The sequence below is a fragment of the Maritalea porphyrae genome (assembly GCF_030159895.1).
In the GTDB taxonomy this organism is placed as follows: domain Bacteria; phylum Pseudomonadota; class Alphaproteobacteria; order Rhizobiales; family Devosiaceae; genus Maritalea; species Maritalea porphyrae.
In genome coordinates this window covers 633,825-649,963 of sequence record NZ_BSNI01000002.1, presented here as the reverse complement: position 1 = coordinate 649,963, position 16,139 = coordinate 633,825, and the positions used below count along the sequence as shown (strand labels likewise).

The following is a 16,139-nucleotide window of genomic DNA, read 5'->3' as shown; positions in this document are numbered from 1 at the left end:
TCAATCCCCCGCTGCGCGACCCTTGAGGGCAATGATGCCTCTTGGTCGGAACTGAATGAAAATAATGATGAAGATGATCATGTAGGTTTGCGCAGCGAGCGTATTTGCCGGGTTGAACCACTCAATGCCTTTTTGCAAAAAGCCGATCATCACAGCGCCAGCAAGTGTGCCCCAAATATTGCCGACACCACCAACCACGACCGTCATGAAGCTTTGCACGATATAGTCGCCGCCCATTTCCGAGGTGACTTTTGCATAAAGCCCAATCGCCACCCCTGCGATGCCGGCTATGCCCGATCCAAGGCCAAATGTGAGCATGTTGATTAGGTTTGGGTTGATGCCCATGTTCGCAGCCATCCGACGGTTTTGGGTAACCGCACGCGTTTCAAGCCCAAAACGGGTTTTGTTAAGCACAACCATCAGCACCACAAAGAATAGAATGCTCAATCCAAAAATCGCGATTCTGATCCAAGATATGGAGATAACGTCGTTAATCACCAGTGCGCCATCCAGCCATTCAGGGGCCGTTAGTGGGCGTGCTTGGGTGCCAAATATGTTTTTCGCCAATTGTTGCAGCGCAACTGATATCCCAAATGTTGCGAGCAATGTTTCCAACGGGCGATGATAGAGGTGACGGATAACGAGCCGCTCCATCAACACACCGGCCATAAATGTAACGCCAAATGCGAGCGGCACGGCAACGATGATCGAAACCGTGTAATTGGTGATGAACTGCTGCACCACATAGCCGGTATAAGCCCCCATCATGATGAATTCGCCATGGGCCATATTGATGACGCCCATCACGCCAAACGTGATTGCAAGGCCAATCGCGGCTAGAAAATAGATCGAGGCGAGCGAAAGTCCATCAAGCGCCACATCCGCAAATTCAGACATGGCGACCTTGCGTTCTATAGTATCAAGTGCAGCCATTGCCGCTGTCGTTACGTTGGCATCTGGTTCGTCAAAAACTTCAACAAACTCATATTGCGCGACCAGAATTTCAGCGTTTAGACCGGGTGACCAAAACGGTACTTTGCCGTCGGCAACCAAAGACAAATATGCTGCATCTCGATTTTTTTCGGTTGCCAAGTTGTGAATAGTGAAGCCATCTACCTTACCATTTTCGATATTGTCGATCAGGAGTTGCTTGCGCTCAGAAACCGTTGGGATGGGTTTCGCGAGATCTGCCGCAATCAGTAGATCGTATGCTTGCTCGACACTAAAATCTGTACTGCCAGGCGAAATAACGCGCGCAATATTCGCTGTTTCTGGCAGTTCAGAATTCAATTTTATTTGTGTTGCGACAATGCGATTAAGATTGGCCCGCGTATCAACTGAGAGGCTGTCTGTTGTGCTTTTGATCGCCTCAACGCGCTCTTGGCTTGTTTCCCCAAATTGAACCGTCAGCAACGTCTCAAGGCGCTGCATTTCGTTTTTCAAAACTTGGTCTTGCTCAATTAAAAGAGCTGCGCGCAATGGTTGAAGATGCTGCGCTTTGCCAGAACGAGCCAAGTTCGCCACTGCCTCCTGGCGAACCTGTTTGTCTTCATTGAGCAGACGAAACGCCACTAGTGATTCAGCAATTAGTGCACGAAGACCCGAGTTGGGTTTTATTTGCTTGATCTGCTTTTTGGGCAAATTCGCAACGACCTCAAGATTATTGAAATCTAGCAGATCAAAGGAGCCATCTTCTTGCTCTTTGACCGCAAATATCCGCTTGTCGGTTTTTCGATACCACAGGGATTTTTCCTGCCACAAAGAAAGAAAACGCATCGCAGCAGGGTCATCAGTCTCTACAAGTTCCGCAATAATCGGAGAAGCAGTTTTAACTGATCCCTTTATGATGTTGGGCGCGTTCTTTTCAACTGCAATGCTCAGTTTCGTCGCGACGATGTCGTTGGCTTCTTGCCCAACGATGGGCGTCACAGCAAAGAAAATAGCCATTAAGATAGTGAAAATTCGCAACATCTAATCCTTGCGCTCCAACCAGCGAAAAGGGCACGTATGCCCTTTTCTTTGTTCTTCGATTTCGTCTTAGTAGTTTGACTTGATCTGCACGCAGCTTTCAGTTTCGGTGTTGTACATTCCACAACCCAAGTCTTTCCAATCCGACTTAAGAACAGCCGATTCTGGCAAGAAGTCTGTCCATGCATCGCCCGGAACTTCTTCAGTTTGACTGATAATGTCGAACTGGCCGTCTTCTTGAATTTCACCGATTAGAACTGGCTTTGAGAGGTGGTGGTTCACAAGCATTTCAGCTGTACCGCCGGTCAAGTTTTCAAAAGTTTGGCCGTACATTGCATCGCGAACCGCATCAACATCAGTTGTGCCTGCTTGCTCAACCGCGTTCACCCACATATTGAAACCGATATAGTGCGCTTCCATTGGATCGTTGGTCACGCGGTCTTCGCCCATACGTGCTTTCCATGTTTCGATGAAGCCAGCGTTTGCGTCGCTTTCTGCAGATTGGAAGTAGTTCCAAGCGGCCAAGTGACCAACCAAGTTTGTTGTATCCAAACCGGCAAGCTCTTCCTCACCAACTGAGAAGGCAACAACCGGGATGTCATCGGCTGAAACACCCGCGGCCGCAAGTTCCTTATAGAAACCGATGTTTGCATCGCCATTGATTGTTGAAATCACGCCAACTTTTTTGCCATCTGCGCCAAGCGCAACAACGTCCGAGACGATTTTTGACCAATCAGAGTGACCAAACGGCGTGTAGTTTACAAAAACGTCGCTTTCGGCAATGCCCTTGTCTGCCAAATATTGCGCCAAGATTTTGTTGGTCGTGCGTGGATAGACATAGTCCGTGCCCAAAAGAGCGAACTTTTCAACACCTAGCTCGTCCAAGAAGTAATCAGTAGCTGGGATCGCTTGTTGGTTTGGCGCGGCACCTGTGTAGAAAACGTTCTTAGAAGACTCTTCGCCTTCATATTGAACTGGGTAGAACAGCAAGCCGTTCAACTCTTCGATGACAGGCAGAACCGACTTACGTGACACAGAAGTCCAGTTGCCAAAGATCACATCTACTTCGTGTACCGTGAGCAACTCTCGTGCTTTTTCGGCAAACAATGGCCAATCTGATGCTGGGTCAACAACCACAGGCACGATTTTTTCGCCGAGCAAACCGCCCTTTTCATTTTGTTGCTCAATGAGCATGAGCATTGTGTCTTTTAGTGTGGTTTCTGAAATCGCCATCGTTCCAGACAACGAGTGCAAAATTCCGACCTTGATCTCCGCAAATGCTGATGTGGTGGCAACCGCAGTAAGCGCGGTCGCAAGAAGCAGCTTTTTCATCGTTTCTCTCTCATTTTTGTTGCGAAAGCCCTGCGCATTTCGCCTGCATTTTTTGAGCCCATCACTGATCAGCATTTTGGACAGGTCTTATGGTTACGCAGCTGGAGTGGTGCTGTCTGCCGCAAAGAAAAGCGCTTAACGTTGCGTTTTTTGCACCATTGTGGTGAAAAGAGGCTATGAGACACCTGCAAACGTTCAAATATGTGAAAGCAATTGTTGAGGCTGGATCGATCCGCGGCGCGGCAGAAAACCTCGCCATCTCCCCTTCTGCGCTGAACCGAAACATCCAAGCGCTTGAGTATGATTTGGGGATATCTGTGTTCGACCGCTTATCACGAGGCGTTGCTTTGTCGGTTGAAGGGGAGTTATTTTACCGCTTCGCCTTGGAACAGATCGCCAGTTATGATCGGATGACCTCACAAATTGAAGGGGTTAAGGGGCTTCACACGGGCAAGGTGACCATTGGCATGGGCGAAGATATCAGCCCGGAATTTTTGTGTCAGTTGATCGCGGATTTTAAGTCAGAATTTCCTGAAATTGAATTGGCTGTGCAATATGTCCGGCAAAACCAACTTGAGGATCAATTGGTTAGTGGCGATATCGACTTTGCGCTTTTCTATCAGCCACAACTCAGTCGCCACATAAAAATCAACTATTCGAAACAGGTCGACATATATCTACTTGCGCCAAATGGCGCCAAACTAAGCAATGACAGAACAGTTAGGCTGCATCAGCTCGAAGGGTTGAACCTGATCACCCCACCAGCGCACACAGAGTTGATGACAAAAATCGATGGCGCTAGCGAGCGCCAAAGCATGACAATTACGCCTTATTTGTCTTGCGTCGACCAAACGCCATATCTATTGCACACGTCTATTGCCCTAATTGGTCTAACGATTTTGCCTGCCGCAAATCAAAAAAGCAGCATCCCAATTGGTTACAAAGCTGCCGTTTTGAACGAAAACGATGTTGGTACCGGATATCTAAACATTGTCATTGAGAAGAAAAGACACATGACGTTTGCGGCCAGCAAGTTTCATGAAAGGCTGACCGCGTTGCTCGATGCACATGCACAATCCTAAACAACGCGGCTTGCACCTACAGTCCCGCTAGGCACATATATTTTGTGTCCAAATAGTCGCTTAGGCCCTGACTGCCGCCCTCTTTACCTAAGCCACTTTCCTTTAAGCCACCAAACGGCGCCTCAACTGTGGTGATAAGGCCCGAGTTGATGCCTATGAGGCCATATTGGAGTTTTGTGTTCAAACGAAAAGCCCGAGCCATGTCTTTAGTAAAGGCATAAGCGGCAAGGCCATATTCGGTCGCGTTTGCCGCATCAATCGCTTCATCTTCATCTTCGAATTTAAAGATGGCGGACAACGGGCCAAAGATTTCTTCGGTTGCGAAACGCATTTCGCTCGTGGCGCCACTGATTATTGTTGGTTCAAAAAATGTACCGCCTTTTGGATGACGCTTGCCACCCTGTTCAATTTTGCCGCCCTTAGAAACCGCATCGTCGATAAGCTCTTCAACTTTTTCAACCGCAGGCATATTCACCAGAGGCCCCTGTTGGACACCTTCAGTGGAGCCATACCCAACATTAAGATCTGCGGTTGCGGCCTGTAATCGCCGCAAAAACTCGTCGTGGATACTTGCTTGGACATAGAAACGATTTGTGCAAACACAGGTTTGCCCCATATTGCGATATTTGGCGATCATCGCGCCTTCAATGGCTGCGTCTATGTCGGCATCATCAAAAACGATAAATGGCGCGTTGCCGCCAAGCTCCATCGATACTTTTTTCACTGTATCGGCTGACTGGCGAATGAGGGATTTTCCCACCTCTGTTGAGCCAGTGAAGGTCACTTTGCGCACATCGGGGCTCTGCATAATCGCTGCGCCAATTTCGCGGGAGCTGCCTGTCAAAATGTTCACTACGCCCTTCGGATAGCCCACTTCTTCTGCAAGTTTTGCCCAGGCCAGTGCAGAATATGGGGTGAGTGTGGCTGGCTTTGCCACCACGGTGCAACCTGCGGCAAGGGCTGGACCGAGTTTGCGCGCTAACATCGAAGATGGAAAATTCCACGGGGTAATTGCTGCCACAACACCCACAGGGTGATGCGTAACGAGCAAGCGACGATCGTTTGTTGGTGCGGGTACGATCTCCCCTTTGGCGCGCCGTATTTCTTCGGCATACCAACGGATATAGGCGGCACCAATCGCGATTTCACCGCGCGCCTCAAACAAGGGCTTACCCTGCTCGGCAGTTAACAGATGAGCCAGCGGTTCCTGATTATCCAGCAACGCATCATGCAAGTCTTGCAGCAACTTAACCCGTTGGGACAAATCGCTTTGCCCGAAGTCTGCAAAGGCATTCTTGGCCGCAATTATAGCGCGCCCTGTTTCGCCTGCGCCACAGTTTGGCACTGTCCCAATCACTTCGTCGGTTGCAGGGTTACGAACTTCAATGGTTTCGCCACTGTCCGCACCAACCCAAGCGCCATCGATCATGTTGGCTTCAACGAGAAACTTCTTGAATGTGGTCATCATAGATCCTTTGAGAAGATATATTGCGTGTGCTGTTCATACTGTTCGTCTGGTTGCAGCATTGCACTTGGAAAGTGTTCGTGGTGGTTGGCGTCTGGCCAGATTTGCGGCTCTAGGGCGACACCAGAATGGGCACTCATTTTCGCACCGACCAACCCCGGCTCATCAATATCGATTTTTGCCCCATCATAGACCTGCAAACCCGGCTCTGTGGTTAAGCATTTCATCATCACATTTGATGTTTTGCTAGATAGCCGCGCCACTTCGCGCAACGGTTGACGACTTTTTGCAACGCAATAATTGTGATCTAGCAAGTGATAGTTTGAAGCCAAGGCGATGCGCTTTGGATGTCGAAAATCAAAAACCGTGTTGGCAACTTGTCTTACTTCGCCAGTTGGGATTAGCTCTTGATCAACGGGCAAATAGGTATTTGCATGCACAGCCAAGTCGTGATCAAGGATGGTGTTCTCGCCCGAAAGATTGAAATAAGAATGGTGCGCGAGATTGCACAAGGTTGGCCCATCACTTGATGCGCGATAAACGATATCGAAAGTTGAGTTGTCCAAAAGCGAAAAACGCGCGGTCGCATCAAGTTGTGCAGGGTAGCCCATTTCTCGATCAACAAGCCGAATGGAAAATTGTACGCTATGGTCATCAACTTCATCAATTTGCCACACCCGCTTACCCATGCTTAGTGCACCGCCATGCAGGCTGTGTTTGCCTAGAAAATTACGATCAAGTTGATAAACATTGCCCGAAATCTCCAAATGCCCGTCTCTGATACGATTTGCGCAACGTCCGGCTGTTGCCCCAAAATAGGGCGATTTCATTAGATATGGCGCAAAGCTTTCAAAGCCCAAGACCAACGGCTTGTTGTGTCCATCAAGTCGCAAATCCTGCAATACGGTGCCGTAGGTTAGGAATTGCGCCGTCAGACCGCCACCGCTTATCGAAATACGGTGAACCGGTTCGCCATTTGGTAGCTGACCAAACTCTTCCATTTGACCCTATAGCTCCACCGCTTGACCGGAACGCGCACTTTGCTCGGCAGCTTCACCAACCAAGACAGACCAAAGACCGTCTTCCAGCGTTACTTCTGGTTGCCCTTTGCCTGCAAGCACAAGATCACGGAATTTTTGATGTTGAAAATATGTTGAGCCGTGATGGTCGCCCGCACCCAGAATCTCATGATCAACCTCGATTGGGATCACATCAACCTGCTTGGTTTCGCGGTGTGATATTTCCACTTCGGATTGGCGTTCTTTGCCATCCACGCTAAATCGTGCAGGACCGGGAACCTTCGCATCAATGCGCGCTTTTGGACCGGTCACCGACACAATTTCTTGCCAATATGATCCTTCAGCAAACATGCACAAATCGAGCATGCCACGCGTACCATTTTCGAAATCCACAATTACAAATGCGTTGTCCAATATGTCTGGCTTCTGATCGCCGTATGTTTCGTCCAAAAAGTTCACATCCATATTGCCGGAGGCATAAACTCGCACTGGGTTGCTTTTCAGGGTTAAGCGCATCAAGTCCCAAAAGTGGCAGCACTTTTCCACCAAGGTGCCGCCAGTGCGAGCGTTAAAGCGGTTCCAATCGCCCACTTTTGGCAAAAATGGAAAGCGGTGTTCCTTTATCGCTATCATCACTGGTTTACCCACTGTGCCGGCATTTACCTCATCCAGCATACGCGCCACCGGTGGCATATAACGATATTCCATCGTTACCCAAACGGGAGCATTTCTGCCCTGGGCTTTAGCCACCAATTGTTTGCAATCAGAAGTAGTTGTGCAAAGTGGCTTTTCGCACAGAATTGGCAAGTCTGTCTCAAGGAGATCGAGCATGATTGCGTGGTGCGTGTCGTTTGGCGACACCACAAGCAATGCATCCAGTTTCTCTTGCGATAACATATCTTTATAATTGGCGTAGCTGTTAGCTGCACCAAGTGCGGTTTCAACCGACAGTGCCCGCATATCGGCATCTGGATCAGCAATTGCAGCAACTTGGCAGCCTTCCAGCAAATTAAGATTGCGGATATGCTCTTGGCCCATCATTCCAGAGCCGATCAGTCCGTACCGAATGGTCATTCTATATCTCCAAAAGTGGTAAGCCTATTGCGCCAGCCGTCGCCCGCAGGGCGTTGCGGTGGTCACCATAGGTAAGCGCCATATGATGTTCTAATCCGCTGGCCAAAATGTCTGCCAAAACGACATCGGCTGGGCGCGCAAAGCGCACAACCCCTGATGTACCCGTAAAGGCCATCGGTCGTTTGAGCATTTCGCCGAAAGCTAAAATCATCTTTGGTTGATTATAGGATTGGCTGATGCGCACCAAGGTTACCGGGCCAGGCTTGAGCGGAAACTGATAAAGCAACGGTTGCTTGCGATTGGTGTGCACGGTTGCTGTAGCCTGAACGGTTTCGTCACACATTGACAATGGTGCTTGCCCGCAATGCCACACGACGCCAGAATTATCCTCTGCGTCCATGTCCACAAGGTCCGTCAAAAATACGGGCTGATTTGATGCTGTCTGTAAAACCATTTGCGTCAGCGCACCATAGACATCCGCCTCGCATGCGCACGGCACTTTTGCTTCGCTTTGCATGCCAGCCGGGCCACACATTGCACCGCCATATTCTGTGAAGACTTCGGGCCAGCATCTTAGAGCGAACGCATCATAGCCTCCTTCACTTCTGATTTGGTCTAATCCAAGTTTAAGGCGTAGCGAACGATCAAGCTGAGCTTGATCTACACTTTCAGCGTCTGGCACTTGGCTATCCAAAACTGCGCGCAATTTATCAACGTTTTCGTTGCTCGCGGATTTCGCGCGATCGAACAAATCCTCCAATTGCAGAGCATCAACTTGAACGCCCGCAAGTTCTTCGATTTTCTTAGGCTCATACGCACAAGTGTCAAATCCAACTGGGTGCTCCCCAATTCGCCCAATGCGTCGACCATGCAGCTTTTGTGCAATGGCCTCACCGGCTGGCGTACTCTCTGGCACAATGGTGGCATCTTTGCGCTGAACCAGTTCTCTTCCAGCAAAAAGGCTTTTCAGATCATCTAAATCGGCAACGAACGGTGACTTGTAAAATGAAGAAAATGCGCGTCCGTTCAGGCTGAGTGCGTGCGAGGCCAAGTTCAGTCCGCAAAAGGCGTTCAAACGCAATCTGCCACCTGAACGAGGTTCAGGTACTGCCCAGATAGAAATGGGCTGTTCAAACGCATTTGCAGCCGCCACTGCCATAGACGCGTCAGTAAACGTTACCTGCAGGATGAGCAGCTGATCAATGGACTGTTTTTTCAATTCGTCGATAGCCGCGAGCGTTGACGCCTCATCGAACAAAAGCGTGCGCGGCCCGCATATGTCTTCGCCTGTCTGCTCCAGAATATTCAGCATCAGTTGTAGCTGCTCTTGAGCGTATGGCACGTCAAATGTTGGCCGCCCGAGCGGAAGTATACCTATGTTCATTTGACGTCCTAAAAGCCTTCATATTGATGTCGGAAACTGGCATCTGCCGGCGCAAAGTGCGCACCCATAGCACCATAACACTTATGTGTTTGCCAGCTCTTTGCTTGGCTGTCTGCAAGCGACCCGATATCTTTGAGGTAAGCGACGGCGTCCGTTTCTAACTCTTTGCGGATTTGATCCCAATTGGGATAAGCATTAAATGCATCGAGCCAAATGGCACGCCCTGCAAGAAAACCGGACGCCCCGGCGGCAAATGCATGTTCAAGAATATTCTTGAACTCAGCCTTTCCCGATCCGGCTGAGAGCATCACCCAAGGGCGCCCGGCAAGTCTGCCCATTTCGTCAAAGATTGCTTGGGTTTTTGCAGATCCATCCGCATCTTCAGCATTTACTGGGCTTTCAAGTTTAAAAACGTCAATGCCATATTCTGGCTTGGCGAACTCCTCCACAGACTGCAACACATGGTCAGAGTTCTTGCCTTTCATCTCGACATATTCCTTTGTCTGATGTTGATCGCTTGCCAACGGGTAAACCAACAATTCAAACAGAAACGGAATATCGTATTTCGCGCATTGTTCCCCTAAGCGCTTCACATAATCTTGCTGAGCTTTGCACACGCGCTCAGCAGCGTCAGGTCGGTACCAGGCCAACACCTTCACCGCGTCACCGCCCATGCGTTTGATCTTTTCAACTGACCAATCATCAATATCAGCGCTGGTTCGCCCGCCTTCATCCTCTTGGAACAAGCTGTCCTCAAGCGTTACGATGAGACCTTTGGTTGGATCAACTTTGTCAATCGAATGTGGAATGGCAAAATGTGGATCGAGCAACATTGCGGTGCTATTTGCCTGTAATGTTTCAACAAGCAAACCTTTGAACCCAGCGACCTGATCCCAAGGGGCATGTTCCACGCCCAACTGAGCAGCAATTGGCCCTTTTATTGGAGGTCGCTGATCAACCGCGGTCATCTTAAAAATACCGTTTTGGTCGGCCATCCTACGCAGCCCCCAAAGTTTACCGGGCGTTGGGTTCATCATACTCTCCCCTTCAAGAAGTTATCTAATTCGGCGCGCGTCGGTGCGCCGGCTCTACCGCCGGGCCGCGTACATTTGAGCGCCGCTACTGCATTTGCAAATCTTACGGATTCAATTTCGGATTGACCTTCTGCCAGCGCGAGCGCAAATGCACCGTGCCAAACATCTCCTGCCCCGAGCGTATCTACGACGGCCACCGAAAAGGCGGGCACGTGCGATACAACGCCTGCGTCTGAAAACCAAACCCCGTTTTGCCCGTCTGTAACCGCAGCCCACACTTGGTATTCAGTTGCCGCCAGTTGAACAGCTTCTGCAGGAGAGACATCAGGGTACAGCGATTGAATGCCTTGTTCTGAAAAAGCGACATGGCTGGCTTCGACCAAAATCGCTTGATCAATTGGCGCCTCACCGTCGACAATGCCTGGAACATTTTGAATTCTAGCCAACTTAAGCGCAGCAATTGCTGCTGCGGGAAGACGGGTATCGACCAAAACAGCATTAAATCTAGGCGCATGTTCGAGCTTTGCGCTGTCAAAGCGAAGGTTTTCACCTCGATAGTTCGCAATCTGGCGTTCACCCACATCATTTATGTAAACTGAGGAGTAAGAGGAACGTGCATTTTCAGTTTGGGTGACCAATGACAGGTCAACACCCTCCGCCTTCAAGTCCTTGCGCACCAACTCACCGGTTGTATCGTCGCCCAATTGCGCCGCCAAATATGCTTCGCCGCCCAAGCGCGATATTGCTACTGCCGCGTTGGCTGCAATGCCGCCGCCAACAATGTCGGCCGATTTTGCCACAAATTTTTCAGCGCGATCTGGTAGTTCATCAAAAGAGAAGATGAAGTCAACGACGGCTGATCCAACACAAAGTACGCGGGTCACTTAATCACCTCCAAGCCACTGGGCACAGTTTCTGGCACACCAAAAACGGGGTCTGTTACGCTTTTCGTTCCTGTTAGGCTGTGCAGAAAAGCCAGCAAATCAGCTATTTCACTGTCCGTCAGACTGATCGGCTCGATGTCAATTTTCTGCGCCACTTTTTGCAGCTCCCGCGGGTTGTCCCAAATAGCAAAATCGACATGTTCTATTTCAGGCACCGGCACCAAATTTGTCTGCGCTTTGTCCCAAGCAGCAAAACTGGAAACGGGATCGAGATGGTGTCGTATGATCCCCTCCAAAGTGGCAAAGGCGCCATTGTGGCCATAAGGTGCTGTCAGCGTGACATTGCGCAGCATCGGCGTCCGAAATCGGTAGGCATCGTTCACATCATTGCTTTCACCCATATGCCCAACATCGCGCACCATGGGGTCAAATCCACGTGTACGCCCTGGCCCAAAGGGAGGGACCGCCAGTGCGTGAAACTTCTGATCTGACAAAAGCGCACCGGAATGGCATGAGCTGCAGTTTGCCTTACCGTCAAAAAGGGCTAACCCACGTTTTTCTTGCGCCGTTAAAGCACTATCGTCACCAAGAAGGAATTGGTCATAGCGTGTGTCAACACTCTGCCATTCAATCGCCATGAACGCGGCCAAGGCATTTGCGATATGCGCAATTGTGACGTCCTCTGGTTTTGAAACATTCTCGAAAAACTTCGTGAACATTGCCCCATATTCTGGGATGGTACGCACCCGCTTCGCGATGATCGGCCAAGCCGCATCAATCCGATCATGAACTGCGCCAGCAATCTCGTTTTCCTTCGGATTGCCAGCCATTTCAAACTGCGCAACAAGCGGAAAAATTGCTTGCGCCGCCAGAATGCTCTCTAGGCCATCTGGCAGCCACTCTTCAGCCGGACTATCAAAGCCATTTTCATAGGTTTCTGACGCGGATAGTCGACCGTCGTGAAACAAAACGTCAATATCCTTAGCACCCAAATTCCAAAGTGCGGGAGCGTTTCGCGGGATACGTTTTTTAATGCGGTTTTCGCCTGTTGCCGAAACGCGTTTTGGCCCCAAACCTTGACCGCCTTCACCCACCCCCAATGACAGGCCATCACTTGTACCAAATTTCGGATGATGACATGCAGCACAGGAGATATTCTTGTTTCCTGACAATATCTTATCGTAAAAGAGAAATTGTCCGATTTGCGCTTTTTTTTGATCAAATTGGATGAAATCCTGTTGCGTCAACGGCTTCAATGTTGCAGCATTGAGAGGCGAATTCAGAGCCAAAAGAAAGGCTAGAAAATGAAAAAACTTGCGCTGATTTTGATGTTGTCTTGCACGCCCGCGATGGCTGGTGTTGAACAGGGTCGCGATTTTATGGAAGAGGGAAATTTCGCCGCCGCGATGGCGGAGTTTTTGCCCGCCGCGAAATCGGGAAATGCAGACGCTGAAGAACTTATTGGCGTTATGTATGCCATGGGTCTTGGCGTTGAGCGCGATGATCAACGCGCGTTTGAATGGTATTTGCGCAGCGCCATGAAAGGGCATCCGGGCGCGCAGTCTGGCATTGGTTGGTACTACGAAATTGGCCGCGGCATGCCCCAACGGGACTTGGTTCGCGCCTATATGTGGTACACTTTGTCGGCTATTGGTGGCGATCCTGACGCCGCGATTTCGCTCGAGGAAGTCGTCAAGAAAATGACCAAAGCTGAAATTGAAAAGTCTCATATTCTCGTCAACGACTATAAAGAGTGGATGTATCCATTTCGGTGATCCTGCATCATTTCTGGCTTCACCGCTTTTTTAGGAGGGCGTCCAGCAATTGCCGGGCGCCCTTAGTTTGGAAGGATTAGAGGAAGCCTATTCCATATCCAAATTGCGCGCGGCGTTCACTTGGCTTTCGGCGTCAGCAACTGCGCTTTCAAGCGCCGCAAAGATTTCATCACCACGGTTTACGTTGGCTTTGAACCAATCATAAACAGGCGCGGCTGCTTGGCGGAATTCAGACTTCTGCGCTGGCGTTGGCACATAGAGATCGCCGCCACCGGCAACAAAGTCTTCGTAAGCTTGGATCGACTTGCGTTTAGGCGAAGCAAAAGTTGCTTGTTGCAGAGCATAGAAGCCATCAACTACAACTGCGCGCATGCCCTCAGGCATTGCTTGGAATTTTGCTTCTGACATCCACCAAAGGGCGCCCATATAGGCATGGCCGTCAAGAGTTACATATTGAAGGCCCGCATCAGGGAACTTCATGCCCATAATGTCGGTAATGCCGTTCTTTGATCCTTCAACAACGCCGGTTTGGAACGAAGTGAACAATTCAGGCCATGGAATTGGTGTGGGTGATGCACCAAGGGCTTTCACCAACTCTTGTGGCAAGTCTGCAACCACTGTACGGATTTTCAAACCAGCCATATCAGAGGGTGATTCAACACGGCGTTTTGTGTTGGCAAAGTTGCGCCAGCCGCCTGTGTTACCAATGGTCATAAGGCGAATTGCGCCTTGGCTGTCTTCCAGCGCCATCTGACGCATTTTGCGGGTAAAGTTGCCCGACAAAACATGCTCCGCAATGCGGTCATCGGCCATCATGTAAGGAAGATCTAGCACTTGGACGTAAGGGAAAATACCAGACGCGCCACCTGATGTTGAAATGTACACATCGATTGAGCCATCAGCTACACCCTGAAGGCACTCTGCGCCATTGGAGCAAAGCTGTGTACCGATGAACAATTCAACTTCAATTGCACCGTTACTTGCTGATTCAACGTAGTTTTTGAAAACAACGAGACCGTCATAGTCCTCGTCATTTTCGTTTGAATTTGCTGTTGCACGGATTGTGTAATCCGCCGCCGCAGCGCTGCTGACGATTGATGTGGCCAACATGGCCGCAACCGTTAGCGTTTTGATGGTTGTCTTGAGCATATTTTCTCCTCCCGAGTGGTACTCAAATTTTAGTTAGCAAACCCAGTCAAACGTGGGATTGTCATTGAAATTGCAGGGAAATAGGTGATTAGGAAAATCACAACAATCTCCACAGCAAGAAATGGCAGAATGGCTTTCGCGATTGCTTCGACGCGCTCTTTTGCAACCGCAGAGGCAACAAATAGCACGAGCCCCATTGGCGGCGTCGCCAAACCGACAGTTAGGTTGACGCTCATGATGATTGCGAAGTGAATTGGGTCGATGCCCAAATCAACAAATATTGGCCCAAGAATCGGTCCCAAGATGATGATGGCAGGGCCGGCATCTAAGAACATTCCGACAATGAACAACAGCAGGTTGATCAGGAACAACAAGATCAAGGGATTTTCAGACAGGGTTAAGATGAAAGCCGCCAATTGTTCTGGGGCGTGAGAAAGCGACACAACGGTTTTGAACGCCATTGCGGCACCGACCAGCAAAAGCACCACAGCAGATGTTAGGCCGGAACGTTGAAGAATTCCCGGGACATCACCCACTTTGAGTGTGCGCATCACAAAAAACCCGATAAACAACGCATATGCCACCGCAACCGCTGCTGCTTCAGTTGGCGTGAACACCCCAGCCAAGATGCCGCCAAGTATAATCACAGGCGTCAAAAGAGGAAAAAACGCCTTAAGGCTAGCTTGCCCACGTTCACCCCAGGTCGCTTTTTCACGCGCAACTGGAAAGTCATATTTGTCGGCCATAAATTTGACCATCACCATCAGGCCAACACCGACAAGAATGCCGGGAACAATACCGGCCAAAAATAGCGCCGCGACGCTTTCACCCATCACATAGGCGTAAATAATCATAATTCCTGAAGGTGGAATGATTGGGCCAATAACGGAACTTGCTGCTGTTATCGCTGCTGCAAACTTACGGCTATATCCTTGCTTTTCCATTGCAGGAATGAGCATCGACCCAAGGGCCGAAGTATCCGCGACTGCTGAGCCCGACAATCCGGCAAACAACATTGATGAGAGGACGTTGACGTGGGCAAGACCTCCGCGCAAGTGGCCCATCATCGCTTGCGAAAACTCGACCAGACGCATGGTAATGCCGCCTCGGTTCATCAATTCGCCCGCAAGCATGAAGAAGGGAATGGCCATGAGCGGGAAGCTGTCCATGCCATTGTACACGTTGCGGTAAAGAAGGGTGATGTCGCGCTCTTGTCCTGACATCCACAACAGAATTCCAGGCGCGGCCAATAGTGCAAAAAATACCGGCAGCCCAACAAGCAGCAAAATCAAGAATGCGGGCAGAAACCAAATAAGCATTAACTCGCCCCTTCAACAATTGGGTGCTGTTCTTCGCGCAGATCCTTGCCTGTGAACAGCGCAACAATTGTCTTCAGGATCAGTTCGAGGTTCACCAAACTTAAAAGACAAACACCGACAAAAAGTGCGCTCATCATCCAAGAGCGCGGCAAACGAAACCAACTATCGAAAGTTATCGATGTGGGCAGGTAGAGCGAGGCGGTCGTGAATTTGCCGCCAAATCCTGTCACTTCTCCCCAACCGATCCGGACGGCCACGACCAGCACGACCATTGAAAGACACAAGAGAACAAGGCTAAGCAACCCAGCGACGATGCGCGGCAGCATATAGAGGAGCATATCGATGGCAACAAAACCGCCATTGCGATAGGCGATCGGCGCCATAAGGCCCGTCATCCAAAGCATACAGAAGCGCGCCGCCTCGTCAGGCCAAGGCAACGCATTATTCAAGCCGTAACGAAAAAACACTTGAATCAAGATGGCGATGACCATGATGGCGACAGCAATGCTACCAACCACGCGGCCCACAGCCAGCAAAGCCGTTATGACCGCTGAAAGCGGTCTTAGGATGTAAGCCAAAGTGTCCTCCCTTTTGGCTCAACGCAACAACGCGACTCGCACTCGAACGTTCGTTTATGCGTTCGTTATTTTCGAT

At 50.0% G+C, this 16,139-nt stretch carries 14 protein-coding genes; 2 read left to right on the top strand and 12 right to left on the bottom strand.

What is annotated here, in order from left to right:
* Together urtB and urtA are read right to left on the bottom strand one after the other, a co-directional pair.
* Positions 1-1,971, bottom strand: a complete 1,971-nt coding sequence (gene urtB / locus QQL65_RS06670; RefSeq protein ID WP_284362968.1) for an urea ABC transporter permease subunit UrtB — start codon at positions 1,969-1,971, stop codon at positions 1-3.
* A gap of 66 nt (positions 1,972-2,037) precedes the next feature.
* Positions 2,038-3,300, bottom strand: a complete 1,263-nt coding sequence (urtA, locus tag QQL65_RS06665; RefSeq protein WP_284362967.1) for an urea ABC transporter substrate-binding protein — start codon at positions 3,298-3,300, stop codon at positions 2,038-2,040.
* Between the two features lie 176 nt (positions 3,301-3,476).
* On the opposite strand from urtA, the gene QQL65_RS06660 reads away from it, so the two are divergent.
* Positions 3,477-4,382, top strand: coding sequence for a LysR family transcriptional regulator (locus QQL65_RS06660; protein ID WP_284362963.1), 906 nt, complete (start codon positions 3,477-3,479; stop codon positions 4,380-4,382).
* A 16-nt stretch (positions 4,383-4,398) separates the two neighbouring features.
* Here the strand turns inward: QQL65_RS06660 and QQL65_RS06655 are convergent, their stop codons facing one another.
* Genes QQL65_RS06655 through QQL65_RS06625 form a run of 7 tightly spaced genes read right to left on the bottom strand, consistent with a single transcriptional unit; the run spans position 4,399 to position 12,489 of the window.
* A complete protein-coding gene (locus tag QQL65_RS06655; RefSeq protein ID WP_379863574.1) occupies positions 4,399-5,850 on the bottom strand; it encodes an NAD-dependent succinate-semialdehyde dehydrogenase in 1,452 nt (483 codons plus the stop codon).
* The gene (locus QQL65_RS06650; RefSeq protein ID WP_284362959.1) at positions 5,847-6,848 is read right to left on the bottom strand and encodes an aldose epimerase family protein; all 1,002 of its coding nucleotides are present in this window, start codon (positions 6,846-6,848) and stop codon (positions 5,847-5,849) included. Before QQL65_RS06650 ends, QQL65_RS06655 begins: the two co-directional genes overlap by 4 nt.
* Positions 6,849-6,854: 6 nt before the next feature.
* Entirely contained in the window at positions 6,855-7,940 is a 1,086-nt protein-coding gene (locus tag QQL65_RS06645; protein ID WP_284362957.1) for a Gfo/Idh/MocA family protein, read from the bottom strand.
* Between the two features lies 1 nt (position 7,941).
* The gene (locus tag QQL65_RS06640; protein WP_284362956.1) at positions 7,942-9,324 is read right to left on the bottom strand and encodes an L-fucose/L-arabinose isomerase family protein; all 1,383 of its coding nucleotides are present in this window, start codon (positions 9,322-9,324) and stop codon (positions 7,942-7,944) included.
* Positions 9,325-9,332: 8 nt separating this feature from the next.
* Positions 9,333-10,358, bottom strand: a complete 1,026-nt coding sequence (locus QQL65_RS06635; protein WP_284366235.1) for a tagatose 1,6-diphosphate aldolase — start codon at positions 10,356-10,358, stop codon at positions 9,333-9,335.
* Positions 10,358-11,242 (bottom strand): PfkB family carbohydrate kinase, encoded by an 885-nt coding sequence (locus QQL65_RS06630; RefSeq protein ID WP_284362955.1) that lies wholly within the window; start codon positions 11,240-11,242, stop codon positions 10,358-10,360. The genes QQL65_RS06635 and QQL65_RS06630 overlap by 1 nt, the downstream gene beginning before the upstream one ends.
* Positions 11,239-12,489: a cytochrome-c peroxidase gene (locus tag QQL65_RS06625; RefSeq protein WP_284366233.1), complete on the bottom strand. Its 1,251-nt coding sequence runs from the start codon at positions 12,487-12,489 to the stop codon at positions 11,239-11,241. The genes QQL65_RS06630 and QQL65_RS06625 overlap by 4 nt, the downstream gene beginning before the upstream one ends.
* A 57-nt stretch (positions 12,490-12,546) precedes the next feature.
* Here QQL65_RS06625 and QQL65_RS06620 point away from each other — a divergent pair, with 57 nt between their 5' ends.
* Entirely contained in the window at positions 12,547-13,017 is a 471-nt protein-coding gene (locus QQL65_RS06620; protein WP_284362954.1) for a tetratricopeptide repeat protein, read from the top strand.
* 87 nt (positions 13,018-13,104) lie between these two features.
* Here QQL65_RS06620 and QQL65_RS06615 read toward each other — a convergent pair whose 3' ends face one another.
* From QQL65_RS06615 to QQL65_RS06605, 3 genes are read right to left on the bottom strand one after another with little or no spacing between them, the layout of a single operon-like run.
* A complete protein-coding gene (locus tag QQL65_RS06615) occupies positions 13,105-14,166 on the bottom strand; it encodes a TRAP transporter substrate-binding protein (RefSeq protein WP_284362953.1) in 1,062 nt (353 codons plus the stop codon).
* Between the two features lie 29 nt (positions 14,167-14,195).
* Entirely contained in the window at positions 14,196-15,485 is a 1,290-nt protein-coding gene (locus tag QQL65_RS06610) for a TRAP transporter large permease (protein ID WP_284362951.1), read from the bottom strand.
* Positions 15,485-16,063, bottom strand: coding sequence for a TRAP transporter small permease (locus tag QQL65_RS06605; protein WP_284362950.1), 579 nt, complete (start codon positions 16,061-16,063; stop codon positions 15,485-15,487). Before QQL65_RS06605 ends, QQL65_RS06610 begins: the two co-directional genes overlap by 1 nt.
* Positions 16,064-16,139: the final 76 nt, after the last annotated feature.